At 50.0% G+C, this 25072-nt stretch carries 21 protein-coding genes and 1 pseudogene; 13 read left to right on the top strand and 9 right to left on the bottom strand.

Annotated features, from left to right (window positions below):
• Window positions 1–22 precede the first annotated feature (22 nt).
• Entirely contained in the window at window positions 23–682 is a 660-nt protein-coding gene (gene trmH, locus AACT35_RS10215) for a tRNA (guanosine(18)-2'-O)-methyltransferase TrmH (protein WP_099239846.1), read from the top strand.
• A 616-nt stretch (window positions 683–1298) separates the two neighbouring features.
• The gene (locus tag AACT35_RS10220) at window positions 1299–2141 is read left to right on the top strand and encodes a formate/nitrite transporter family protein (protein WP_012305764.1); all 843 of its coding nucleotides are present in this window, start codon (window positions 1299–1301) and stop codon (window positions 2139–2141) included.
• A gap of 113 nt (window positions 2142–2254) precedes the next feature.
• Here AACT35_RS10220 and AACT35_RS10225 read toward each other — a convergent pair whose 3' ends face one another.
• Both AACT35_RS10225 and der read right to left on the bottom strand, forming a co-directional pair.
• Window positions 2255–3484, bottom strand: coding sequence for a saccharopine dehydrogenase family protein (locus AACT35_RS10225; RefSeq protein WP_099239848.1), 1230 nt, complete (start codon window positions 3482–3484; stop codon window positions 2255–2257).
• Between the two features lie 47 nt (window positions 3485–3531).
• Window positions 3532–4893, bottom strand: a complete 1362-nt coding sequence (der, locus tag AACT35_RS10230) for a ribosome biogenesis GTPase Der (RefSeq protein ID WP_012305762.1) — start codon at window positions 4891–4893, stop codon at window positions 3532–3534.
• Between the two features lie 205 nt (window positions 4894–5098).
• On the opposite strand from der, the gene AACT35_RS10235 reads away from it, so the two are divergent.
• The 3 genes from AACT35_RS10235 (at window position 5099) to AACT35_RS10245 (ending at window position 9074) form a co-directional block, all read left to right on the top strand.
• Window positions 5099–5650, top strand: coding sequence for an NUDIX hydrolase (locus tag AACT35_RS10235; RefSeq protein ID WP_099239850.1), 552 nt, complete (start codon window positions 5099–5101; stop codon window positions 5648–5650).
• A 104-nt stretch (window positions 5651–5754) separates the two neighbouring features.
• Window positions 5755–7254, top strand: coding sequence for a UDP-N-acetylmuramoyl-L-alanyl-D-glutamate--2,6-diaminopimelate ligase (locus AACT35_RS10240; RefSeq protein ID WP_254048037.1), 1500 nt, complete (start codon window positions 5755–5757; stop codon window positions 7252–7254).
• Between the two features lie 65 nt (window positions 7255–7319).
• A complete protein-coding gene (locus tag AACT35_RS10245) occupies window positions 7320–9074 on the top strand; it encodes an ABC transporter ATP-binding protein (RefSeq protein WP_099239854.1) in 1755 nt (584 codons plus the stop codon).
• A 133-nt stretch (window positions 9075–9207) separates the two neighbouring features.
• Here AACT35_RS10245 and AACT35_RS10250 read toward each other — a convergent pair whose 3' ends face one another.
• Entirely contained in the window at window positions 9208–9567 is a 360-nt protein-coding gene (locus AACT35_RS10250; protein WP_065712871.1) for a single-stranded DNA-binding protein, read from the bottom strand.
• 117 nt (window positions 9568–9684) lie between these two features.
• On the opposite strand from AACT35_RS10250, the gene AACT35_RS10255 reads away from it, so the two are divergent.
• Window positions 9685–10485: a glutathione S-transferase gene (locus AACT35_RS10255; protein WP_030006735.1), complete on the top strand. Its 801-nt coding sequence runs from the start codon at window positions 9685–9687 to the stop codon at window positions 10483–10485.
• Window positions 10486–10812: 327 nt separating this feature from the next.
• On the opposite strand, the pseudogene AACT35_RS10260 reads toward AACT35_RS10255, so the two are convergent.
• A pseudogene (locus tag AACT35_RS10260) lies at window positions 10813–11301 on the bottom strand (glutathione peroxidase); the annotation flags it as partial.
• Window positions 11302–11657: 356 nt separating this feature from the next.
• Here AACT35_RS10260 and AACT35_RS10265 point away from each other — a divergent pair.
• Window positions 11658–12836, top strand: a complete 1179-nt coding sequence (locus AACT35_RS10265; RefSeq protein WP_099239858.1) for an aldo/keto reductase — start codon at window positions 11658–11660, stop codon at window positions 12834–12836.
• A gap of 21 nt (window positions 12837–12857) precedes the next feature.
• Here AACT35_RS10265 and AACT35_RS10270 read toward each other — a convergent pair whose 3' ends face one another.
• Window positions 12858–15086: a glycoside hydrolase gene (locus AACT35_RS10270; RefSeq protein WP_099239861.1), complete on the bottom strand. Its 2229-nt coding sequence runs from the start codon at window positions 15084–15086 to the stop codon at window positions 12858–12860.
• A 146-nt stretch (window positions 15087–15232) separates the two neighbouring features.
• On the bottom strand, window positions 15233–15814 hold the full coding sequence (locus AACT35_RS10275) for a zf-TFIIB domain-containing protein (RefSeq protein WP_012305753.1): 582 nt from the start codon (window positions 15812–15814) through the stop codon (window positions 15233–15235).
• A gap of 134 nt (window positions 15815–15948) precedes the next feature.
• Between AACT35_RS10275 and AACT35_RS10280 the strand changes: the two genes are divergently transcribed.
• Both AACT35_RS10280 and psbV read left to right on the top strand, forming a co-directional pair.
• Entirely contained in the window at window positions 15949–16653 is a 705-nt protein-coding gene (locus tag AACT35_RS10280) for a sirohydrochlorin chelatase (protein WP_099239863.1), read from the top strand.
• Window positions 16654–16900: 247 nt separating this feature from the next.
• Complete coding sequence (psbV, locus tag AACT35_RS10285) at window positions 16901–17413, top strand: photosystem II cytochrome c-550 (protein WP_012305751.1); 513 nt, start codon at window positions 16901–16903, stop codon at window positions 17411–17413.
• A 208-nt stretch (window positions 17414–17621) separates the two neighbouring features.
• Here psbV and AACT35_RS10290 read toward each other — a convergent pair whose 3' ends face one another.
• Window positions 17622–18932, bottom strand: coding sequence for a dihydrolipoamide acetyltransferase family protein (locus tag AACT35_RS10290; protein ID WP_099239865.1), 1311 nt, complete (start codon window positions 18930–18932; stop codon window positions 17622–17624).
• A 56-nt stretch (window positions 18933–18988) separates the two neighbouring features.
• The gene (locus tag AACT35_RS10295) at window positions 18989–19516 is read right to left on the bottom strand and encodes a peroxiredoxin (RefSeq protein ID WP_315862016.1); all 528 of its coding nucleotides are present in this window, start codon (window positions 19514–19516) and stop codon (window positions 18989–18991) included.
• 121 nt (window positions 19517–19637) lie between these two features.
• Here AACT35_RS10295 and AACT35_RS10300 point away from each other — a divergent pair, with 121 nt between their 5' ends.
• Window positions 19638–20510, top strand: a complete 873-nt coding sequence (locus AACT35_RS10300; RefSeq protein WP_099239867.1) for an S-methyl-5'-thioadenosine phosphorylase — start codon at window positions 19638–19640, stop codon at window positions 20508–20510.
• A 250-nt stretch (window positions 20511–20760) separates the two neighbouring features.
• Window positions 20761–21105 carry a hypothetical protein gene (locus tag AACT35_RS10305; RefSeq protein ID WP_030006743.1) on the top strand — a complete coding sequence of 115 codons (345 nt, stop codon included), beginning with the start codon at window positions 20761–20763 and terminating at the stop codon, window positions 21103–21105.
• A gap of 132 nt (window positions 21106–21237) precedes the next feature.
• Here the strand turns inward: AACT35_RS10305 and AACT35_RS10310 are convergent, their stop codons facing one another.
• Window positions 21238–22254, bottom strand: coding sequence for a type I glyceraldehyde-3-phosphate dehydrogenase (locus AACT35_RS10310; RefSeq protein WP_012305745.1), 1017 nt, complete (start codon window positions 22252–22254; stop codon window positions 21238–21240).
• Window positions 22255–22555: 301 nt separating this feature from the next.
• Here AACT35_RS10310 and murC point away from each other — a divergent pair, with 301 nt between their 5' ends.
• Both murC and murB read left to right on the top strand, forming a co-directional pair.
• On the top strand, window positions 22556–24022 hold the full coding sequence (gene murC / locus AACT35_RS10315) for a UDP-N-acetylmuramate--L-alanine ligase (protein ID WP_099239869.1): 1467 nt from the start codon (window positions 22556–22558) through the stop codon (window positions 24020–24022).
• A 39-nt stretch (window positions 24023–24061) separates the two neighbouring features.
• Complete coding sequence (gene murB / locus AACT35_RS10320; protein ID WP_065715718.1) at window positions 24062–25006, top strand: UDP-N-acetylmuramate dehydrogenase; 945 nt, start codon at window positions 24062–24064, stop codon at window positions 25004–25006.
• Window positions 25007–25072: the final 66 nt, after the last annotated feature.

A 25072-nucleotide genomic window follows, 5' to 3' on the forward strand; every position in this document is an offset into this window, starting at 1 on the left:
TGTTAGCTAAAAAAATAAGATTGTGCTGTCGAGAAGATATCAACGCATTTGCCAAACCTTAGATCGTCGTCAACCTGACCTCACTGTCCTCATGGAGGATGTCCACAAACCCCACAATATTTCCGCGATTATTCGCACCTGTGATGCGGTGGGAGTGATGGCTGTCCATGCAATGAATCAGGTCGCAGATGGTGATGTCCTCGATACTTACTCCCAGGTGGCCCAAGGCAGTGAGAAATGGGTTGATTTAAATCGTCACCCTGACGTTACCGTAGCCATCGATCAGCTCCACCAGCAAAACTTTAAGATCTATGCGGCCCATTTAAGCGATCGCGCCGTTGATTATCGCACCATTGACTACACGCAGCCCACAGCAATTTTGATGGGGGCCGAACGGTGGGGGGTCAGCGACACAGCCGCAGAGCTTGTAGATGGTCACATTATCATTCCGATGTTAGGGATGGTGCAGTCCCTCAATGTTTCCGTGGCCGCAGCGGTGATTCTCTTTGAGGCACAACGCCAACGCCTCCAGGCTGGATTTTATGACCAACCACGCCTAGATCCAGAGTTCTACCGTCAGAAGGTCTTTGAGTGGGGCTACCCTGAACTTGTCGCCCATTACTGCGATCGCCAATTACCCTATCCCCCGCTAGATTCAGAAGGTCAAATCATTCCAACCTGACCCGAGTCAGCCCTAACAACCCCATTGCAACACACCCATGGCCGCGATCATTCTTGCCTGGGTGCTTTTCATGTAAAAACGTAATTCAATTCATGCATAGAACTCAAGTGCCCTCAAAAATCGTAGCTTTGGTTACACATTTTCAGGGTTTCCTTGTTTAACTTATGACCTATTGAACGTGCAAAATCTCTTTTAAAAAGATTTTTTGTAGCTCATTCTCTACTTTGCTAAGGATTATTATTTTCTTAGCAAAACCAACTAAAGATTACTTTCTTCTAAACAATTTGAATCCTCTATATTTTTTGCAGTTGGTCAGAAAATAAAGCTTCAATTGTGGCTGGAGACTGGTTTTATTTAAAAGTATTTTTCTTCGGGAGAATTCCTCAAAAATATTGTGGTGCTTGGTTTTGACTTAGATCAAGAAACTTTCTTGGCTGAATATCACAGCAGAACAAAAATTCAGATCTAAACTTTTGGAATTAAATTCCAAAAAAGTAAAATTAAGTTCTTCATGAACAATTTATCTGTGGTTTAAAAGTTAATCTCAAAGCGCATTGACTTTAGAAAAACCAATGACCCTTTTGTTTCCCCATCGGTTTTAAATTAGGAGAAAATAATGGATTACGTAATCCCCAAAGAACTAGTAGATGCCAGTATCAAAGCAGGCGAAACAAAAGCACGTCTTTCCGTCAAAGATCTGCTCATCCGTGGCTTCTACTCTGGTCTGGCCCTTGGCGTTGCCACCACCCTCGCTGTTACCGTCGCTGTACAAAGTGGTCTGCCATTCCTCGGAGCACTTCTCTTCCCTTGGGGATTTGCCTCCATCGTGCTCTTTGGGATGGAACTGGTCACTGGCAACTTTGCGCTGATGACATCGGCAATGTTGGCGAGACGAGTGAGGTTTGGCAGAGTTATTAATAATTGGCTTTGGGTTTATCTGGGTAATTTTTTAGGTTGTTTGTTTGTGGCCTTGCTGATGGGGTTCTCCCTTACCAATGGTGGGACGGCTGACCCCAGCCCCGTGGGTGAAAAAATCATCGAAATCGCCCTCTCCAAGACCGTGGCAGTGAAAGAAATGGGCACCAATGGCTTCTTCCTCTTCATTGTCCGTGGTATTTTCTGTAACTTCCTAGTTTGTTTGGCTGTGATGATGGGCATGGTGAGTAAGTCCGTCCCAGGTAAATTTATGGGCTGCTGGTTCCCGATCTTCGCGTTCGTCACCCTCGGCCTGGAGCACATCGTGGTCAATATGTTCTTTATCTTGACTGGTATGGTTCTCGGTGCGCCGATCTCTGGTATGGATATGGTCTTCTGGGATTTCCTGCCTGTGACGATTGGTAACATTATTGGTGGTGGTATCTTCATCGGTGCGCTGCTGTACTCGACCCACTACACGAAATCCCAAGGACTTCCTCAAATGGCGATGGAAGAATCCATGAAAAACCCTGTGCTGCGCTAGGAAATCGAGCTTAATCCACCGATTGCCAAAATAAAAGTAATTATGAAACTAAAAGGGAGTGACTCAGGTCGCTCCTTTTCTATGTTTTGAATCGTGAGGGCCACAAGATCAACTCAAAGGAGGCTGAAGGTTAAACCGCTGTGGGTAGTGAGACGTTCGATAAGATGTTCACCCATGGCTGTGGCTGGCGTCCAGAAGCCACCGGATCGGGATAGATGATCTTTGGCTAAACAGAGTCCCGCTTGGGCGATAATTTTTGCGGTGGAACCATAGCCCGGATCGCGATCGCCAGTGACTTTTGCCATAAGAACTTCACCCGAAGTAGTAATGCCCCAAAAGCGCAGATCATAAAAACCGGCTTCCTGTTGGCTAGGGGAAGGCCCTTCGCCGGGGGCCGGGACAATTTTTTCGACGATGCTAGGGGCGATCGCCGCAGTTCCTCCCAGGATTTTAAGTAATAGGCTTAGACCCTGGGCTTTCAACCAACCCCCAACACTGATCCCCGTAAGCAGCCCTTCGTCGTACTGGAACTGCTCTCCATAGGCCCAATTTTGTAGGGCATTGGAGCGTAGCACGATGGGGGTATTCACCGCTGCCATAATAAAGGGCGTCACCCATTCGCCGAAAGTGTGGTCGATTTGTACCGGGATTAGGGGAGCTGGGTGCTGGGGATTGGGGGCTTTGGGGCAGAGGGCATAGGGATTAGCCAACAGCGCTTTGATCTCTGGGTCGGCGATCGCCTCTTTGATCAGATTTACGCCACTGGCCGCCGTCCCCCCAGAAATGCCTCCCTGGGCCGCCTTAACGCGCATCTTAATTTGGCGACAGGGTTCTCCGAATTGTTCTAAAGCCCGCTGTTGCAAAAAATACACCCCAAGGTCAGACGGCACCGAATCAAAGCCGCAACAATGAACGATCCGCGCTCCCGATTGTTGGGCGATCGCCTCATATTTAGTCACCATCTTTTTGACCCACTGGACTTCCCCGGTCAGATCGCAATAATCGGTTCCCGTTGTGGCACAGGCCTGCACCAGCGTTTCTCCATAAAGACTGTAGGGGCCGACCGTTGTGAGGATCACCTTCGTTTGCTCGCAGAGGGCCGTCACTGCCCCTTGATCAAACACATCAACAACAAAGGTTGCTAAGGTCTCCCCTGGGACACCCAGGGATGCTTTGAGTTGGTCTAATTTTTCGGCTGAACGGCCGGCGATCGCCCAAGTAAACGATTCACGTTCGGCATGGTCACAAAGATAGCGGCAAATAATTTGGCCCACAAAACCAGTGGCCCCTACCACGATCAGATCATAGGGGGGTGACGATGACGACATTTTTTCAGAAGACATAGAGCCTAGTGTCCCAGACAAAGATGCCCTTCAGTGTATCGTCTGCGCTAAACCTTTGTAGCTCGGTTGGGGGTGCCCCGTTCTGCATCCCGCACCCGTTTACCGCGCCAAACCAAACGGATCGGCGTGCCCGCAAAACCGAGATCCTGACGAAATTGCTTCTCGATATAGCGGCGGTAGCTATCGTTAAACCGTTTGGGGTCATTAACAAACAGAGAAATTGTCGGCGGCTGACTGCGCACCTGGGTGCCATAGTAAATCCGGCCCTGTTTTCCTTGGCGACTGGTGGGGGGAGAATGCCAGGAAACCGCTTCTTGGATCACCTCATTAATCACGGCGGTAGAAACGCGGCGACGGTGAGATTCGGCGGCTTGATCAACTAAATCCAGGATTTTATTCACCCGCTGACCAGTCTGGGCGCTAATGAAGAGCATTTCGGCCCATTCCATGAAAAATAGACGCGCTTGCAACTCTTTGCGGTATTGGTTGATTGTGTAGGTATCCTTCTCGACAGCATCCCACTTGTTGGCAACGATGATCACCGCCCGGCCTTCGTCAATGATCCGACCCGCTAGTTTGAGATCCTGTTCGGTCACCCCATCTAAAACATCAATCACAAAAAGTACTACATCCGCCCGACGAATCGCTTTAAAGGCACGGTTAATGCTAAAAAATTCGGCCCCATAATCCACGTTTTTTTTCCGGCGGATGCCAGCGGTATCAATGAGACGATATTGTTGGCCGTTGCGTTCGATGATTGTGTCAATGGCATCGCGAGTCGTCCCAGAAATCGGACTGACGATCGCCCGTTGTTCTCCGGTGAGGGCATTGAGCAGACTCGATTTACCGACGTTGGGGCGGCCAATGATCGCGACGTTAATGGTGGTATCTTCTTCGACATCGGTGATCGTGGGGAGGTATTCGATCACTTTGTCTAAAAGATCGCCGGTGCCACTGCCATGGATCGCCGAGATGGGGAAAGGTTCTTCCATGCCCAGCTCCCAAAATTCAGCTGCTTGGGTATAGCCCTGTTCGAGGGATTCGCATTTGTTCACGGCCAGGACAACAGGGACATTTTGTTGGCGCAACCAGTCGGCAATTTCTTGGTCGGCGGCATTTAATCCGGCTTGGCCATCCACCACAAAAAGGGCCACGGCTGCTTCGGCAAGGGCAATCGCCGCTTGTTCGCGGATTAAAGGTAAAAATTCTTCGTGGTCATCGAAAACAATCCCGCCCGTATCGACAATCTGAAAATTGCGGTCTTGCCAAAAACCAGGCCGATAGGTGCGATCGCGGGTAATGCCGGGCTGGTCATGGACGATCGCCTGTTGATCGCCAGCAATGCGGTTGACGAGGGTAGATTTGCCCACGTTGGGACGACCGATCACGGCAATAATGGGGAGTTTCATAGGGACTCTGCTTGAATCAGGGGAAAAAGACTGGATAATGACGGGGGGACTCGCTAAGCTTTAGTACAAGCGGTCTGTTTTGCTTCAAAAAATTATGATATAAACGCCAACATCAAAACTCAGAATATTTAATCATACCAATTTTTAAGGCGATCGCCCCGATTCCGGCTCCTCTTTTCCTATTCTTTATCCTGTAATTTTTCCCATGGTTTCCCACAATGAACTGCCTGAGGTGATTAAACCTCTCTTGATGTACAGTGGCTCGAAATTTGCCTACGAAGTGAATCGTCTGCGGTTACCCAATGGGGCCGTTGGTGATTATGGGGCGATCCGTCATCCGGGGGGCGCGTTGGTGGTGCCTGTGACCAATGAGGGTCAGTTGGTGGTGGTACGGCAATATCGCTTTGCGCTCCAAGGGCGGATTATCGAATTTCCGGCGGGAACGATTGAAACCGAGGAAGACCCCCTCAGCACGGTGCAACGGGAACTACCAGAAGAAGCGGGTTACGCCGCAAAAAATTGGCGATCGCTGGGGAAATTCCCCCTTTGCCCAGGCTATTCTGACGAGTGGATCTATGCTTTTTTGGCGACGGATTTAGAAAAATTAGCCACTCCTCCAGCCCAGGACGTCGACGAGGATATTGAGGTGCTTTTGTTGAGTCCAGAGGAGTTGGAAGCGAAAATCCATAATGGCGATCGCCTCGATGCCAAAACCATTGCCAGTTACTATCTCGCTAAACCTTTCTTGACCCACTAAATACCGCGTTAGTCCAACGAAAAATTGAGCTAAACTGCTACTGAGATGACAAAATTTCCCTGAGCACAGACTAAAATCGGGAAAATCCCAGGATTTGGAGGCAAATGATGCAGCTAGGCGCACTTTTAAAACAGGTATCGGCCATTGAATCCCTGCCGGATCACCCGATGCTCCAGCAGGTCGTCAAAGGATTGGCGAGCAACTCCCAAGCCGTGATGCCTGGGGATCTGTTCATTGGTTTGCCCGGTACCCGCGTCGATGGAGGCGAATTTTGGCAAGGGGCTATCGAAGCCGGGGCGATCGCCGCTGTGGTCAGTCCAGAGGCCCTCGAAAAATTTCCCGCGACCAAGGGCGAATGCGTCATTCCCGTTGCTGACCCTGTGATCGCCTGTGCTGAAATTGCCAACCTTTTCTACGAAAAACCCACTGCAAGTTTAAAACTGGTTGGGGTGACGGGGACGAACGGCAAAACCACCACCAGCCACTTAATTGAATATTTCCTCCAAGCCGCCCAACAGCCCACGGCCCTCATCGGTACCCTCTACACCCGCTGGCCCGGCTACGAAAAAATTGCCACCCACACGACTCCCTTCGCCATCGATCTCCAGAAAAACTTTGCGGCAGCCCTCGAAGCGGGCAATACCCACGCGGTGATGGAAGTGAGTTCCCATGCGCTGCACCAAAATCGCGTTAAGGGTTGTCAATTTGATGTGGCCGTTTTCACCAATCTCACCCAGGATCACCTGGATTACCATCCGACGATGGAGGACTATTTCCAGGCGAAAGCCCTGCTTTTTAACGAGGAATATTGCCACGGCAGGGCAGTGGTGAATTTGGATAATCCCTATGGCGATCGCCTCGCCCACAAACTCGGTGAAAAAGCCTGGGGTTATAGCCTCCAAGATGCCGCAGCGGATCTTTACATGGATCGCCTGATCTACACCGCAACGGGGGTTGAGGGCCGCCTAAAAACGCCCATGGGCACGGTAGAATTCACGTCACCCCTAGTCGGTCAGTTTAATCTCGAAAATGTGATGGCCGCCATCGGTGCAGGTCTGGCCTTGGGTTTGGATTTAAACCAGATGATTACCTGTCTGCCGCAATTCCAAGGGGTGCCGGGGCGCATGGAACGGGTGATTGTGGCTGAGGATCAAGACATTAGCGTCATCGTTGACTATGCCCACACCCCCGACAGTTTAGAAAATCTCCTGAAAGCCTCCCGGCCTTTTATCGCGAAAAAAATGATCTGTGTGTTTGGTTGCGGTGGCGATCGCGATCGCACCAAAAGATCTTTGATGGGAAAAATCGCTGCAACACAATCCGATTGGGCCGTGGTCACCTCAGATAATCCGCGCACGGAAGACCCCAAGCAAATTTTGGCCGATGTGGTGGAAGGGATTCCCGAAAATATCCAGTTTCTCGTGGAAGCAGACCGGGCCACGGCAATTCAACGGGCAATTTTAGAGGCCCAACCGGGGGACGGGGTTCTCATCGCTGGGAAAGGCCATGAAGACTATCAAATTTTGGGCACCGAAAAAATTCACTTCGATGACCGAGAGGAAGCCCGCAAAGCCCTCGGCGATCGCCACCCAAAAACCCCCTAACGCTACAATCAACATAAATTTTTCTATAAATTTCTCTGCCTGAGTCTAGTAAAAAAACTGCCCCCATGAGTGATCTGGTTCTCGATGTCCGTCAACTGCAGGTGGCCTTCACCAGCGAAAATCAAACCAATCTCGCGGTTGATCAAATTAGCTTTCAGCTTAAACGGGGCCAGACCCTCGGCATCGTGGGGGAATCCGGCTCCGGCAAATCGGTCACATCCCTTGCGCTGATGGGGCTGATCCAAAAACCAGGCCGCGTCACCGGGGGCGAAATTTTCTTTAAGGCGACCCCAGACACAGAACCCCTTGATCTCCAAAGTTTGCCGGAATGGGAGCGGCGTACCTATCGCGGCGGTGAGATTGCGATGATTTTCCAGGAACCGATGAGTTCCCTTAATCCCGTTTATAACGTGGAGTTTCAGCTTACCGAAGCAATTTTATTGCACCAAAATGTCACCCCAGCCCAGGCCCGCCAACAGGCGATCGCCCGACTCCAGGAAGTGCAACTGCCCGCCGAGGTGATGAAACGCTATCCCCACGAACTGTCCGGGGGCCAACTGCAACGGGTGATGATTGCCATGGCGATCGCCTCTAATCCGACGCTACTAATTGCGGACGAACCCACCACCGCCCTCGATGTGACTGTGCAAGCGACGATTTTGCAACTGTTGCGGGATCTCTGTCAGGCCCGGCAAATGTCTCTAATTTTCATTACCCACGATTTGGGGGTAATTGCGGAACTTGTTGACGAAGTGGCGGTGATGTACCGGGGGAAAATTGTTGAGCAAGGCCCCATCGAACGGATTTTTAAAGCGCCTCAACATCCCTATACCAAAGGATTACTGGCCTGTCGGCCCCGCCTTGATCAAAAATTAGTCCTGCTGCCGACCGTTGCTGATTACATGAGTGTTGAAACCGATCCCGACACCCAAACCGTCGTGATCCAAGAGCGACAGCCGGATTTGAATTTACTGGCAGAAGTCTCCCTAGAGGCCGATAAAAAACGTCTTGAAGACCTGATTAAACAAAAACCGCTCCTATCTGTGCAAAAGCTCCAGGTGGGTTATCCCAGTCGCAATTTTCTTTTGACGGGACAACGGTATTTCATGGCCGTTAATAATGTTTCCTTTGATCTCTATCCGGGGGAAACCCTCGGTCTAGTAGGCGAATCCGGGTGCGGCAAATCCACCCTGGCCCGGGCCATTTTGCGACTGATTCAACCCCTCAGTGGCGACATTTGGTTTCGGGGCGAAAATATTGCCCAACTCCCAGCCCGGAGTAAACGCCTCCGACAACTGCGCCGGGAGATGCAAATTGTCTTCCAAAATCCTTACAATTCCCTCAATCCCCGCATGACCATTGGCCGGGCGATCGCCGAACCGTTAATCATTCACAATATCAAGCGGGACAAGAAAAAACGCCTTGAGCGAGTGCAATATCTGTTAGAGCGGGTGGGCCTCAATCCCGATTGGGTGAACCGCTATCCCCACGAACTATCAGGTGGCCAACGGCAACGGGTCTGTATTGCACGGGCCTTAGCCATTGAACCCCAATTTATTATCTGCGATGAATCCGTATCGGCCCTGGATGTGTCTGTTCAGGCCCAAGTGTTAAATCTGCTTAAGGAACTACAAGCGGAATTTCAACTGACCTATATTTTTATTTCCCACGATCTCAGCGTTGTGAAATTTATGGGCGATCGCATTATTGTGATGAACAAAGGCAAAATCGAGGAAGTGGGTACGGCTGACCAAATTTACCGCAATCCCCAACAGGACTACACCAAACAACTCATCGCCGCGATCCCCCAAGGCCTCTAAAAAATATCCTCCCTGGAGGGAGGTACCGCTGGCGGAGGGTTTAATTCTCCCCTTGAGGGGAGTTAGAGGGGTGCCTCCCTTAAGGAGAGTTAGAGGGGCGTCCCTCAAGGAAAGTGCCGCAGGCGGAGGGTGTTTACCCGTAGTTGTTATAACTATCTACCGCATTGGGATCCACATCCCGCTTAGAACCCAGCAAATCTAGACGATTAACCCGAATTACTGGCTTAGACGATTCGTGGCCATTGCGATTCGTGAAAGTCTCAATCTTTAAAGTGCCTTGGATACCGAGCAGACTGCCTTTTTTTACATAATTAGCGGCTACCTCTGCTGTTTTTCCCCAAATCTCTAAGTTAAACCAATCCGGCTGATCCGTCCGGCTGGTGGGACGATTTACCGCTAAAGTCAAATTACACAGCACACTACCCGACTCGAAATAGCGCACTTCCGGATCCCCACCGGCCCGGCCCACAAGATTTACGAGGTTAATGGTCATCGTTGACTTTCCATACAACTGTTCTGCTTTATTGTGCCACAAGTTCCCATGGCAATTTGTTGTGAAGTTTTGTAAGGTGTGAGTGATTTACCTACTCAATCATCAAGGCGAACCCCTATGTTGGCGTTATACCAATTTGAACTATCCCAGTTTTCGGAAAAAGTCCGCTTAATCCTCGATTACAAGGGTTTAGAGTACAAAAAAATCGAAGTGACCCCCGGTATCGGTCAACTGGACGTGTATAAAATGTCGGGTCAGCGTCAAGTGCCTGTCCTCAAAGATGGCGATACGGTAATCAGTGACTCCACAGAAATTGCTTTTTACCTTGACCGCAAATATCCCGAAAAACCGATTATTCCTACCGCTCCAGTGCAACGGGCCCAATGTTTGATCATGGAAGAATGGGCCGATGAGTCCATTGGCTTGAAAGGTCGAAAAGCCTTCATTGGTGCCCTCAACCAAAACCCTAACTTCCGCACCTCCATTGTGCCGAAGCAGGTGCCTGATCTCTTTAAAAATCTTCTGGGGGCTGTGCCGGGGGATGTTTTAGATTTCTTTGGGGCGGGTGTTGGCCTTGGTGGTGATGCAGTTAAAGAAGCCCAGCGGGGTCTGAGGCAGGATCTCGAAGCGTTAACCTTGCTTGTCCAGCAACAACCCTATTTAATCGGCGACCAACCAACTTTGGCGGATTTTTCCGTGGCCGCCCTGAGTATTTTGCTCAAATTTCCTGAGGGGAACTATTTTGATATCCCTGACTACCTCAAAGGTAAGGGTATTCCGGGCTTGGGGGATAATGCGGAATATGCGCCGTTTTTTGAGTGGCGCGATCGCCTTTATCGCGAGTTCCGCCAAGAAACAGGGGGCAATCGTGAAACAAAGACTGAAGATGGTGCGCCCACAACCATTGAAATCGATTAAACTTTCGCCATTGGGCTAATAAATATCCCCCACGTCGTGATTAAAGTTGGGGGATTTTTTATTTACTGAGTGGAGTTATCTTAACTTTTAGCTTTTGTATTACTTGCCGATAATTGCTATCAAATCATTGTTGATTGCCTGTTCATCATAAATAGTAGGCTGTCTTCCTTCTCTTGAACGAGCGTAATATTCTCGTCCTGCTTTTACCATTGCTTCTCTAGCTTGGTAATCTTCTGGATTTTTTCTTAAATATTCTTTTGCAGCATCGTAGGCTTTTTCATACTCACATTCATACTCATAGAGTTGATAGTCAGGCTGAGTCTTAAAGACTTTCAGGATATCTTGGGTGATCGCCTTTGGAGTTACGGTCGGCGGATAGCGCTTTACCACCTTACCCTTGCGATCCACGAGAAATTTGGTGAAGTTCCACTTAACATTTTTTGTGCCCAAAATCCCTGGTGCTTCTTGGGTTAAATACTGATACAAAGGATGGGCGTTGCTGCCATTCACATCAATTTTTTGAAAGAGCGGAAAAGAAACGCCAAAGCCGGTCTCACAAAAGGATTGTATTTCCTCGGAATTACCAGGTTCCTGTTGCCCAAATTGATTGCAGGGAAAACCTAGCACCATAAAATCTTTTTCTGCATACTGTTCATATAGAGCTTGTAACCCTTTATATTGGGGCGTGAATCCACACTGGCTGGCTGTGTTGACTATCAACAAAACCTTACCTTGATAGACCTCTAGTTTGACTAGCGTACCATCAATTGTTTTTACTGAAAAATCATAAATAGAAGTAGGCGTTTGTGTCGTCATAAACTCGAAAAAATATTTGTAGAAGCTATTTAAAACGATTTCGCAAGCATTATATTCATTATTTCAGCAGAGTGTAAATGAGTCTTAGAGATTAGAGATAAGACCTCTGCGTAATTTTTGCCGTTACTCCCCCCATAATGCTTAAACAGCAGCAATAGTATAACAAAGACCAACAAGACTGGGGGCGATGTCTTAAGAACCGATGGTTTGTTGCTTTGATCAGTTGAGTTTAAATAGGCGCGTTTTGTTTTGCCAGAGGCAGAAAAGCCTTTGCTGCTTAAGGGCGAGATTTTTCTTCGTTATAATGTTTTTTTTGAATACCTCCCAATAGAAGTTAAGAAATACGCTTGAGATCTATGCAATATCGTCGCTTTGGTCGCACCGAACTGCAAATGCCTGTTTTTTCCTGTGGCGGGATGCGCTATCAGTTCAAGTGGCAGGATCAAGACCCCGCGAAAATTCCTGCTGATAGCCAAAAAAATCTAGCGGCAACGATTCGGCGATCGCTTGATCTGGGCATTAACCACATCGAAACGGCACGGGGGTACGGCACGTCAGAAATGCAACTTGGGTGGGTCTTATCGCAATTTAAACGAGAAGATCTCATTATCCAAACAAAGGTTTCCCCAAAGGCTGATCCCCAGGCATTTCGGCGCGAAATTGAAAAATCCCTCAATTATTTGCAACTGGATTATGTGGATTTATTTGGTATCCACGGCATTAATAACGAGGAAATATTTAAGTTCACCTTTGAACGGGGTTGTCTAGAAGTCGCCCAGGAATTGCAGCGGGCGGGACGGATTCGTCACATCGGTTTTTCGACCCATGGTTCGACGGATCTGATTGTGAAAACCATCGAAACGGGGGCGATGGATTATGTGAATCTACACTGGTATTGGATTAATCAGGACAATTGGCGGGCCATCGAAGCAGCAACACAGCAGGATATGGGGGTATTTATCATTAGCCCGTCGGACAAGGGGGGACATCTTTATAATCCGCCCCAAAAATTAGTCGATCTCTGCAAGCCGTTGCATCCAATGGTGTTTAACGATTTATTTTGTTTGTCCCATCCCCAGATCCATACTTTGAGTGTGGGGGCGGCGCGTCCGTCAGATTTTGATCAGCACCTAGAAACCCTCCCTCTGCTGGGGCGGGCCGATGAAATTTTGCCAGATATTCTCGCGCGACTGGAAAATCAGGCGATCGCCTCCCTAGGGGAAGATTGGGCCAAGACCTGGCAAGTGGGCCTGCCGACCTACGACCAAACCCCGCACCAGATTAATATCCCCGTCATTCTTTGGCTCAGAAATTTGGCGATCGCCTACGACATGATTGAATACGGCAAAGCCCGCTACAACCTGATGGGCAACGGCGGCCACTGGTTCCCTGGCCAAAAAGCCGACCGCTTAACGGAGGTAGATCTACGCAACGTATTACGCCTCAGTCCCCACCGCAAACACATTCTCCAGTACCTCCAGGAAGCCCATGATTTACTAGGAGGGGCAGCGGTGCAACGGTTATCGGCGAGCTAAGTTTTATCCTGAGAAAATGGCTTAAGGCACTTGGAGGGTAACAAAGCGATTTTCCGGCACAAAACTATGGTACTCACCATCATCGGCCAAAATTGCTACTAAATTGAGCGTATAGTCCGGTTTAATCTGCAGTACATCCCACGGCACAGACAATTCTAAACATTCTCGGTAAGCCATTTTGGCATGGGCACCCCGGGGCCGCCACTGGCCATAGTCACTGGCTTCTTCAAACCAGATAGATTGGGTTAAGAGATTAATGCCGATGTGGTGCCGGAAGAGATAATTTAGGGGAGCCTGGTCGGGCATACTGGCGATGGGAGCTGGGCTAATGGCGCAGTTTACCCCTGGATAGAACCAGAGGAGATGGAGTTCTGCCGGAAGTTCTTCGCCCCATTTGATGCCTCGCTTGAGGTCAAAGCGCAAATAAAAATTAAGATGATCCCAACCGTAAAAGAGTCGTTGCAGGGCGCTGCTTTGGTGCATGGTACCCCGGGCACCGCCAATTTCGATGCAACCAGCTTTATCCCAATCCTGTTCGTCGCCGATACCATCAATGATCGGGTGAATAAAGCTTTCGGGGAGGTGCTCCCGGTGGCGGGTGTGGTCTTCAATGGGTTGGAGCACTTCCGGCGGAATCGGTTCGTTTAGGGCTTTGTAGATCCCAGCGACGTGTTCCCGAAAGAGTTGGTCAAACATGGCGTCTTGGTTAGAGGAGTGACCTTCCCCAAACCACCAAAACCAGTCTGAGCCTTCGGCAGCATAGAGGGATTCCCAGGCTTCGGGGTTGGTAATTTCTGTCGCTTCGGGGTGGGTGGCCAGCAGGTGGCGGGCTTTGGTGAGCATATCCCAGGCGCGATTTTTAGCAGGGTCTCCAATCCAGGTGGTAAAGCTCCCATCAACCCAGGAACCACTATGGAGTTTGTGGCTAGGAATGGTTTCGGTGGGGGGAAATTGCTCGATAAATTCGGAGACCGTGACGAGTTCGAGTTGGCGATTGGCGCTCAGTTTTTCGTAGAGGGACGTCAGGAAAGGGATGCCGTCTTTTTCGTAGAATTCCCAGCAGTTTTCACCGTCGAGGGCGATGGTTACAAGGTGTGGTTCTTGGAGGGCAGTTTGGCCTTCTTTTTGGTGGTGTCGCAAGCTCCGGGCGATCGCCTCTAGGTGACCGACCAGATCGCAGGCGGCCTGTTCTGAGTCCATACCACTGTAGGTAAAGCCCACCAGATCCGACAGACGGTGATCCCGGAAGACAATGGCGAGATCTCCATGGTCTGTTTCGAGGCGATAGGGGCGATACATTTTTTCCGGTTCGTAGACATTGCCCACTTCGTCCCGATGGAAGAAATGTTTCAGGCTCCAACCCAACACCGCTTCGTCGGAACAGATCCACTTAAAGCCAGCGGCGGCGATGGGGTTAAGCACTTCCGGGCTGACAGATTGCTCCGATGGCCACAGACCCCGTACTTCTCGGCCAAAACGTTCCCGGTACATTTCCTTGGCGCGGTTGAGGTGGCGGGGAATATCTTCTGACCACTGGAAGCGCTCCTGGGGCAGTTCCATCTTGGGGACGGCGACGCGGCCAGAATTAGTATCTGCGAGCAGGGGCAAAATCGGGTGGGTGTAGGGGGTGGTGGTCACCTCCAGTTGCCCGTTGTCCTGCATTTGTTTGTGTTTGGGGATAATCCGCTTAATAATTTCCCGTTGTTTGGAATAAATGCGTTGGCGATCGCCTAAAGTAAAGCCGCGATCTTTTTCGAGCCAGGCAGCGATCTCCGGGTCATCCCAGAAGAGGGGATCAATCCAGGCTAAATTATGCCAAGCCAAGAGATCACTAAATTTTTGTTCGTCCCAATTTTCTAGGCACCAGGCTTTGCCGTTGTCCTGGCGCTCGGTGTACAGCTCCCGGTAGCGGGGATGGGGATCGACTAAGGTGCGGTGGTTGCCATCAAAGAAATGCTCCAAGATGTACCATTTTTGGTCACTGTTGAGGTCTGTGACGGGGGTGAGGGCCAGCTTTAGATAGGGGTCAAGGGCCTTGCCTTCGGCATAATCTTCCAACTGCATCATCAAGGAAGGTACCAAATTCACAGTTTGGTGGAGGCGCGGATATTTTTCGAGCAGCAAAATCAAATCTAGGTAATCTTTAGTGCCGTGGAGCCGCACCCAGGGGAGATGATATTGACCGTCCGGTGCTTTGTAGAGGGGTTGATGCTGATGCCAAATAAACGCGATGTAGAGGGGATAAGACATATAAATGGAAATATTTTGCCGCTGTGGAGTCTCCAAAAGCCTTGGGTAAGCTTGGCTTTCTCTTTAAATCATAGCGATCGCCTTTCCGTTCTTCCGGGCAGCCTTAACGAATTGCAAGGATGCGATGGGGCTGTGACATTTAGCAATTAGCGTGATTGACTTTGATTAGTCTGATTTTCGGTAACTTGACGGGCCAGGTAAGCCACGGCAAAATCGCCATTGTTGTGGGCCGCTAGTTTTTCGCCCAGGTCGAAAACATCGGTGGCGAGGGTCGGCCCAAGTTTCTGGATCAAGGCCTGTCGTTCGCTGATGTTGTGCTGTTGTTCCCGGACTTTGTGTTGCCATTCGGCGGTAAAAATATATTCGAGGCTAGTGTGGAGTTGGAGTTTTTCTAAAATTTCCCATTCTTGGCGATCGCACCAGAAGCCATTACATTCGGGGCAACGCTCTAAGTAAAAAGGTTGATCGACGGGGATTTTTACCCGCGATAAATAGCGGCGGCATTCGGGACAGAGGGCCGCTTTATTGTCTGTTTCACCGGGGATCACGGTTTCTGGAAGGGACAGTTGGGTATTGAGGCGCTGTGGTTTTCGTTGGCTATTTTGCCAGGTTTGGTAGCGATCGCCAGGGAGCCAATCTCCTTCACATTTTTCACAATGACAACTGGTCAGCTCCCCAGATAGAAGCTGATCCCCAAGCTCAACATCGCGACATTTAGGACATTGCACAGTTTAATGACTCCCACAGTTTTTCCTCGTTTTATCCTACGCCGAAGCCAATCCCGCCACAACTACGACCCAGAAATTTGGCGCTAACTTTTCTATAATCACCAAACAGAAACAATAGACGGGACAAAAAATTCATGCAGCGGTTATCGGTGGTGGTCGTCCATGGCAGTTTTAGTGACAGTTATCGACGGGAATTTCAAACCCTGATCGCCCAGGTGAAAGCCCAGGTGGATCATCCGGTGCTTGGGGCCTATTTAGAATGTAGCGAGGTGTCTCTAACGGCGGCGATCGCCCAGTTCCTCCGGGATCACGCCCCAGAACCCGCTGAAGTGCAAATTCTGCCTCTATTTCTCTTGCCCGGTGTCCATGTCCGGGAAGATCTCCCAGAGGCGATCGCCCAACTGCAGTCCCAATTTCCCCAAGTAAAGTTTCAACAACTCGATTACCTCGGTAAAGATGCCCGCCTTGCCCCGTTCCTAGAGCGACAGTTTGCCGAAAATTCTACGGCCCAACGTATTTTGATCGCCCATGGTAGCCGTCGCACCGGCGCGAATCCCGAAATCGAAAAGCTCGCCCAGGCCCTCAACGCTAGCACCGCCTACTGGGCCACAGAACCCTCTTTAGACCAAAGACTTGCACAGCTCCAAGAGACGACCGCAACAACGATTCACTTGGTTCCCTATTTTCTTTTTTCCGGCAAAATCCCAAAGGCGATCGCCGCCCAGATGAAAACCTTCGCCCAGGCCAACCCCACCATGACAATTCAGCTTGGTCAACCCTTTGGCACTGATCCCCAATGTGCAGTGGCGATCGCCAACATTCTCCGGGGTAACCCCTAGGCAAATAGTGAAATGCAGGGTGAAATATTGCTGTTCTTTACGGATTTATAAGAAAAATTCACGCCAATGGCATGATATGTATGGTTAGTTGCCCTGGCTGACTGGTGCCGTTGGCAACGCAAATTTAAATAAACAAAGATAAGCACATTTACTTACAGCCTTGATAAATTCTTGCCTGTAGGTCTGCCTTCACAGTTAAATAGGTGGAGATAGATTTATTTACGTTATTGCTGTATTGAGGAAAAACATGAATAAAATTCTGGGGATCGACCCACTCAAAAAATTTATTTTCGGGATTAGCGCATTCGTTTTACTATTTTGGCAACTCAATGTCGGCGCTGCCAATGCCACCGCCCTCCGGGAAGTAGACCGCACCGTCAACCTCAATGAAACCGAAACGGTCGTCCTCAGTGACCAGCAGGTTGCCAAAGGAGAGCGGATCTTTATCAACACCTGTTCCACCTGCCACAACAGCGGCCGGACCAAGAGCAACCCCAACGTAACCCTTTCTCTAGTCGATCTAGAAGGGGCAGAACCCCGCCGCGATAATATCCTGGCCATGGTGGACTATCTCAAAAATCCCACCTCCTACGATGGTGAATTAGACCTATCTCAGTTACACCCCAATACCGTCCGTGCCGACATCTGGAGTAGCATGCGTAACCTCAACGAAGAGGATTTGCAAAATGTTTCCGGTTATGTCCTCGTTCAAGCCCAGGTGCGTGGTGTTGCTTGGGGTGGTGGTAAAACCGTTAACTAAAACACGATTGATCGACTTTATTTAAATCGTCTTTTTTATCTAAAATTCGCAAAATGAAGTACCGAAGACAACCATAATGAGGTTGTCTTTTTTATTGTCTCTAAAAGTGTTCATTGACTTTTGCAATAAAAAACTCCCCAGACCGGGGAGCCATAGATCATGTTTTATTGCGTATTTGAGGAAAATCCCAAGGAGCAACGAGATGAACCTAAAGGGTCAGACTGTGCGTGTTATTTTCAATCAAGTCAGCTAGATCCTTAAGGAATGCCGCCGCATCAGCACCATAAATAATGCGGTGGTCGCAAGTGATATTGACGGTCATTTGTTTTTTCACACCAAATAAACCGTCGGGCGTCGCAACGACTTTAGCTTGAGCACCCCCAATCGCCAAAATAGAACCTTGACCAGGGGGCAAAATCGCATCAAAACTGCTGACCCCAAACATCCCTAGGTTAGAGAGGGTAAAGGTGCCAGTGCTGTACTCATCGGGCTGCAGTTGCTTGAGGCGCGCCCGGTCTACCAAATCTTTCCACTTGCGGGAAAGGGAGTAGATATCCATTTGATCGGCATTTTGCAGCACAGGGGTAATCAGGCCGCCATCGGGCATCGCAACAGCCACCGCCACATTAATACCACTGCTGTATTGGATCGCATTATCCCCAAAGCTGGCATTAACCACTGGATGTTTCTGGAGGGTCACAGCCACGGCCTTCGCCAATAGACCTGTCATGGTGACGCCCTTACTCTTAATTTGCTTGTAGAGGGCATCTAGGGCATCGGTCGTGATGTCATAGGACACATGGAAGGTGGGTACATTCAGGCTGGCATTCATATTTCGCACAACCGCCTGTTGCAACGTATTCAGCGGGACAACTTCACCAGGAGTGACAGCGACGGGAGCTGGCGCTGGGGCGGCAGGCTTACTGGTTGTCGGCGCTGGAGTTGATACGGCAGCAGGGGCAATAGTAGGTGCTTTACCAGCGGCTTTTTCGACATCTTCGGCGACAATTCGACCGTGGGGGCCAGAACCAGGCACTGTTTTAAGATCAACGCCAAATTCTTTGGCGAGTTTTTTCGCCCTCGGAGAAGCAATAATTCTGCCATCGTTGACCACTGGTGCGGGGGTCGGGGTTGCAGGTGTAGGCGCAGGGGCTGCCACAACGGGAGCCGGTTCTGGACTAGGTGCAGCAGGGGCGGGTGCAGGCGCAGGATTAGCGGCAGGAGCACTACTCCCCCCTTTCAGAGTCGCGGCTTTTTGTTTGGCTTCTGGAATTTCTGCTTCGGTTTCAGCAATAAGGGCGATCGCCGAACCCACTGGTGCTTCTTCCCCCGCATCAACGATAATCGCTGCGAGAAACCCTTCATTAAAAGACTCAACGTCCATATCGGCTTTGTCAGATTCCACCACGACAACGGTTTCACCTTTAGCGACTTTATCTCCCGGGGACTTAGTCCAAGAGACGATTTTACCTTCGGTCATCGTAGAACTGAGGGCGGGCATGAAAATATCGTGAATCATGGAGGAATCTTCTTTTAAAACAACGGTGTGGACAAACTTTACAATCGTTGTCGATTTTAACCCATTGGGGGAAGCTGGGCTGAGGAATTTGCCATCAAGGAATCAAGGTCTGTGAGGACTTCTTGGCTATGGATCGCGGGATTTACTCCTAGATAAATTTTGCGCAAAATCCCTTCTGGATCAATGAGGTAGGTATGGCGCAGGGAATAGCCTGTCAAGTAGGAACCGTACTGTTTACTCACATCCCCGGTACTATCGGCCAGGAGGGGAAACTTTAAGCCTTCGGCATCACAAAAAGCTTCGTGGGAATCGACATCGTCAACACTGACCCCTAGCACCTGCACATTACGTTCTAGGTATTTAGGGAGATCCTGTTGGAAACGGCGAGCTTCGAGGGTACAGCCAGGAGTGAAATCCTGAGGATAGAAGTAAAGTACGACCCATTGGCCCCGGTAGTCTTGGAGGGAGAATTCTTGAATTTCCCCCTCGCCGTCATTGCCCAAAAGCGTGAATTCTGGGGCGAGCTGGTTAAGTTCGGGTTGGGGGCCACCCAGGGCGATCGCCGCCTCACCGGGGAACCACATAAAGGCGATCGCCACCACAGTAATGAGAATCGTCCGAAAAAATTGCAACATGGAATTTCAAGCTGGTTTTGATACAAGATAATGTTGTAGCAAATCAAGGCAAATCTAACAGCGAGTCACCATGGCAGACATTAAAATTGGCATCATCGGCGGTAGCGGTCTCTACAAAATGGACGCCCTCCAAGACATCGAAGAAATTACCGTTGAAACCCCCTTTGGTGCCCCTAGCGATCGCCTCATCAGCGGCACCCTCGACGGCACCCCTGTTGTCTTCCTCCCCCGCCATGGCCGCCATCACCATCTCCTCCCCACAGAGCTTCCATTTCAAGCGAATATCTACGCCCTCAAATCCCTCGGCGTTGCATACATTATTTCTGCCTCGGCTGTGGGTTCTCTCCAGGGTCATATCAAACCCGTGGACATGGTCATTCCCGATCAATTTATTGACCGCACCCGTCACCGCACTGACACCTTTTTTGGAGACGGGATCGTCGCCCACATTGCCTTTGGTGATCCTATTTGTCCTCAGTTGGCGAAGATTCTCGGTGATGCAGTGGCATCCTTAAACTTAGAAGGCGTTGATCTCCATCAGGGCGGCACCTATGTTTGCATGGAAGGCCCGGCCTTTTCTACCAAAGCCGAATCCAATCTTTACCGCGGTTGGGACGCCAGCATCATTGGCATGACCAACCTTCAGGAAGCAAAACTGGCCCGGGAAGCAGAAATCGCCTATGCAACCCTCGCCCTCGTGACCGATTACGACTGTTGGCACCCCGACCATGACAGTGTCACCGTTGAAATGGTCATTGGCAATCTCCACAAAAATGCCACCAATGCCCAAAAAGTGATCCGGGCTGTCGTCGAAAAACTAGCGGCAAATCCTCCCCAGTCCGCTGCCCATGATGCCCTTAAATATGCGATTCTCACTCCCCTCGACCAAGTCCCAGCTAGCACCAAGGAGAAACTTGCCTTATTGCTCAACAAATACTTGTAAATCAGTCCAAAATTAGCACTCTCCTCTAGAAACTGCTAAATATTGCAAAAAGTTTGCAGATAACCCTTTGAGGGGGGATTTTCCTTAAACTAGATCAGTAACAGTCCCTATACCTCAACCATAGGGACGAGCGCTTTCCCTCCCACTCTCCTGTTCTGTGGCGATCGCCTCTAATGTACGGGACAGTCCCAGCCTGAGGATGCTGTGGACTGACTTTTCCCCTGGTTACGCGTTTGGAGTGTGCAAAAAAATGACTTACGCTTTCGATCTGCTTGGGGTGACCCCCCTGCTTACTTTTTTTAACTACCAACAGCAATACGAACTAGACCCCCAGCGTCCCAAAGCCTATCTCGCTGCCCATCGTTGTACTTTAGATAGCTTTATCCAGGCCCTAGACACCATTCCCAAAAAGCCCCATTGGAATTGGGACGAGGTCGTCGAAACCATGGTTCACTTTTGGCTCAAACAAGAAGCGGTGGTACGCCGTTGTGAACAGGAATTACCCGATACTCCCCAAGAACCCTATCTGGTGGTGGCCCGCATTGCCAATCTTCAGGCCCTACGCCATGAATTTGAAAACTTATTCGAAGTTTAGTTAGCAAAAAAAGAGGTGGCTGCGTACCACCTTTTTTTACTATTGACTTGTAACTTGCCCTACCTGACTAAATATCAAATCCCAGTTCAACATCAATGTCAGATCAGACATGGCGCATATCGTTTTGGAAAATTACCCTTGCCAATTTTGGGCAACGATTTCTGCAAGGTCAACAACCCGTTGAGAATAACCCCACTCGTTGTCGTACCAAGCCACAACTTTAATCAAGTCACCATCCATGGCGAGGGTGAGGCTACCGTCAATGGTGGAAGAAACATCAGTTCCCCGGAAGTCACAGGAGACGAGGGGTTCTTCGGTGTAAGCCAAAATCCCTTTCATGTAGGTTTCAGAAGCTTCTTTCAAAACTTGGTTAACTTCCTCAGCAATGGTGGGCTTCGCTACTTGGGCAACCAGGTCAACTACGGAGACATTGGGAGTCGGTACCCGCATGGCGATGCCGTTGAGCTTACCCTTCATTTCGGGAATAACTAAGGCAACGGCTTTAGCTGCGCCAGTAGAAGTCGGCACAATATTTTCTGCGGCTGCCCGCGCCCGACGGAGATCCCGGTGGCTATTGTCGAGAATACGTTGGTCGCCAGTGTAACTGTGGACGGTGGTCATCGTCCCTTTGACGATCCCAAAACGATCATTGAGTACTTTAACAATGGGGGCGAGGCAGTTGGTGGTACAGCTGGCATTACTGATGACATTTTGTTTGTCGTGGCCATACTGATCGGCGTTTACACCAACTACATAGGTGCCGATATGGCCGCCTTTACCAGGGGCTGTGATCAATACTTTTTGTGCACCAGCTGTAATGTGCTTAGAAGATCCTTCTTCGGTGTTGAATACACCGGTAGATTCGATCACCAAATCGACGCCCCACTCTTTCCAAGGGAGGTTGAGGGGGTTTCTGTCGGAACAGCATTTGATTACGTTGCCGTTGACAGTCAGAGAGTTGGCGTCATAATCGATTTCGCCATCAAATTTACCCAGCATCGTGTCATAACGAAGCATGTGGGCATTACTTTTGGTATCGGTGGTCGCATTGATCCCAACGACTTGGAGTTGGCTGTTTTCGCGACCAGCCCAACATCTCAAGAAGTTGCGTCCAATACGTCCAAATCCATTAATCGCTACTCTAATCACCGCGTCTTGCCCTCTATTAAAGATTAAATTGCAATAAAAGTTTTCATTTGATGACCCCAATCATATCAAAGACTGCACAATTCGATCCCCGAATTTCGGGAAACTGCCGAATTGATTTGGGAATTAAGACTTCGGTGCTACGCCTCTAGATCGATTGGCTAGACCCCAAAAGGCGATCGCCCCTAGGGATGTTTCTGCGGAATGATTTACTTGTAAATGTCCGGTAATATTGCATACTTAAATGTGTTCTGTTATCTATCGTTACCCATACCAGCGATAGAACGTGTGAGGGGAGGGATCTTTGAAAGCAGTAGATCTAAACGGAAAGCCATTCCATTTCATTGGCATTGGCGGGATTGGGATGTCTGCCCTTGCCTATGTCTTGGCCCAGAAAAAGTTACCCGTCTCTGGCTCTGACCAACGCACCAGTCACATTACAGAACGCTTGGCGGCAGTGGGTGCCCATATTTTCAGTCAGCAAGTCAAAGAAAATTTACAGGCCTTTGGGGGGGAGTCCGATGCCATTGAACATCACAACGGTTTACCCCAGGTCATTTGCTCAACGGCTATTGGCCAAGAAAATCCAGAATTTCAAGCGGCCCAATCCCTAGGCTGTCACATTTTTCATCGGTCTGATGTTTTGTCTGCCCTCGTCGCCGAATATGACAGTGTGGCAGTAGGGGGAACCCACGGCAAAACGACGACCAGTAGTTTAATTGGCTATATCTTTCTGGTGGCCGGCGTTGACCCGACTATCATTGTCGGGGGTGAAGTGGATGCTTGGGATGGCAATGCTCGCCTCGGCCAAGGTAATTATTTGGTAGCTGAGGCCGACGAATCGGACGGCACCTTGGTAAAGCTCCGTCCCCAGTTAGGGGTTGTCACAAATATTGAATTGGATCACCCGGATCATTATCAATCGCTGGATCAGGTGGTAGAAATTTTTCAAACCTTTGCCCAGCAGTGCGATCGCCTGATTGCCTGCGTGGACTGTCCCACCATCGCCACGGGGGCCGTGCCCTATCAGGTGGGCTATGGGTTACAGAATCTTGAACAAGCTGATTATTGGGCGACGGATATTCACTACGGTGCCACCTCGACCCGGGCAACCATTTGGGAACGGGGCGATCGCCTCGGAGAAATTAATCTAGCCCTGCTGGGTGCCCACAACCTGAGTAATGCCCTGGGGGCGATCGCCGCCGCCCGGTGCTGTGGTGTGCCCTTTGAGCCCATTGCCGAAGCTTTAGCTTCTTTCCAAGGGGCAAAGCGACGGTTTGAAATTCGCGGTCAATACCAGGGCATTACCCTCATTGATGACTACGCCCACCACCCCAGTGAAATTGAAGTGACTCTCCAGGCTGCTCGGCTCCGGGCTGGTCAAGGGCGGCGCGTTGTGGCAATCTTTCAACCCCATCGGTACAGCCGTACCCAAGCTTTCTTCGATGAATTTGCAAAAGCTTTCAAAAACGCAGATGTGACCATAATTACTGATATTTATAGCGCAGGGGAGAAAAATGTAGATAACCTTACAGGTGAAGCCCTACAGCAGGCGATCGCCCATCAACAAGATGGTGACGTTGCCTATTACCCAGATCTCCAAAGCCTACCCACATGGTTAGCACCGCAACTGCAAACGGGGGATCTGATACTGTTTCTGGGAGCCGGGAATCTCAACCAAACTATCCCAAGCCTCTTGGCTCAACTGTCTGCCAATGGCGACCCTGCGCTGCCCCAAGCGCCGTTGACCCAATGTTCTGCCCCAGACTAAGTGCTTTTGACCTTTGCCCCCTAGACCCGGAAATACGCCATGGTTTGCTCCCCCTCCCGTTCCCAGATTGCTGCTCCTGCGACAACCCTAGGCGACGGCACTAGCCTGATTCAAGCCCAAGTTCCCTTGGCTCACTACACCTCCTTTCGGGTTGGGGGACAGGCAGAATTTTATGCAGAACCCAGCAATCTGGCGGAAACAGAAGCCTGTTTTGAATGGTATCTCAAGCATTTATCGGGATTTCCCCTCACTATTCTGGGGGCCGGTTCTAACCTTTTGATTAGTGATAAAGGCATTCCTGGTCTCACCATCAACACCAAAAAATTGCGCTATTACCATGCCCAAGAAGACGACGGTATTCTCGTAGCCAGTGCGGGGGAACCCATTGCTCGCCTTGCTTGGAATGCAGCGAAACGGGGTTGGAAAGGTTTGGAGTGGGCCGTAGGGATTCCGGGGAGTGTTGGCGGGAGTGTAGTGATGAATGCCGGCGCTCACCAAGGTTGTGTTGCCGATCAGTTGTTGTGGCTCAAGGTGCTTGATCCCGACGGGACAATCCATCAACTCCAACCGACGGATCTCGATTACCGTTACCGTACGTCTAATCTCCAAGGGAGCGATCGCCTGGTGCTCGAAGCCGCTTTTCAACTGGAACCCGGTTTTGATAAAGCAGCGGTACGGGCAGAAACCAATCGGAATCTCCGGATGCGCAAATCGACCCAGCCTTACCATTTACCCAGTTGTGGCAGTGTTTTCCGCAATCCCTATCCCCAGGCGGCGGGCCATTTAATTGAACAAACAGGATTGAAAGGGTATCAAATTGGCGGAGCCCAGGTGGCCGAACGCCATGCTAATTTTATTGTCAATTGTGGCGGGGCGAAGGCCATGGACATTTTTCAACTAATTCAACACGTCCAAGCCCAGGTGGAGCAGAGCTGGCAGGTTTTACTCAAACCCGAAGTGAAAATTCTGGGGGATTTTTCCTAAGCCCCGGCAGAAACTCCCCTGAAAACGTCAAATGGTGCCGGGAGATATTAAGATAGGTTACGGATT

This window comes from Synechococcus sp. BDU 130192, from assembly GCF_963876085.1.
Taxonomy (GTDB): domain Bacteria; phylum Cyanobacteriota; class Cyanobacteriia; order Cyanobacteriales; family MRBY01; genus MRBY01.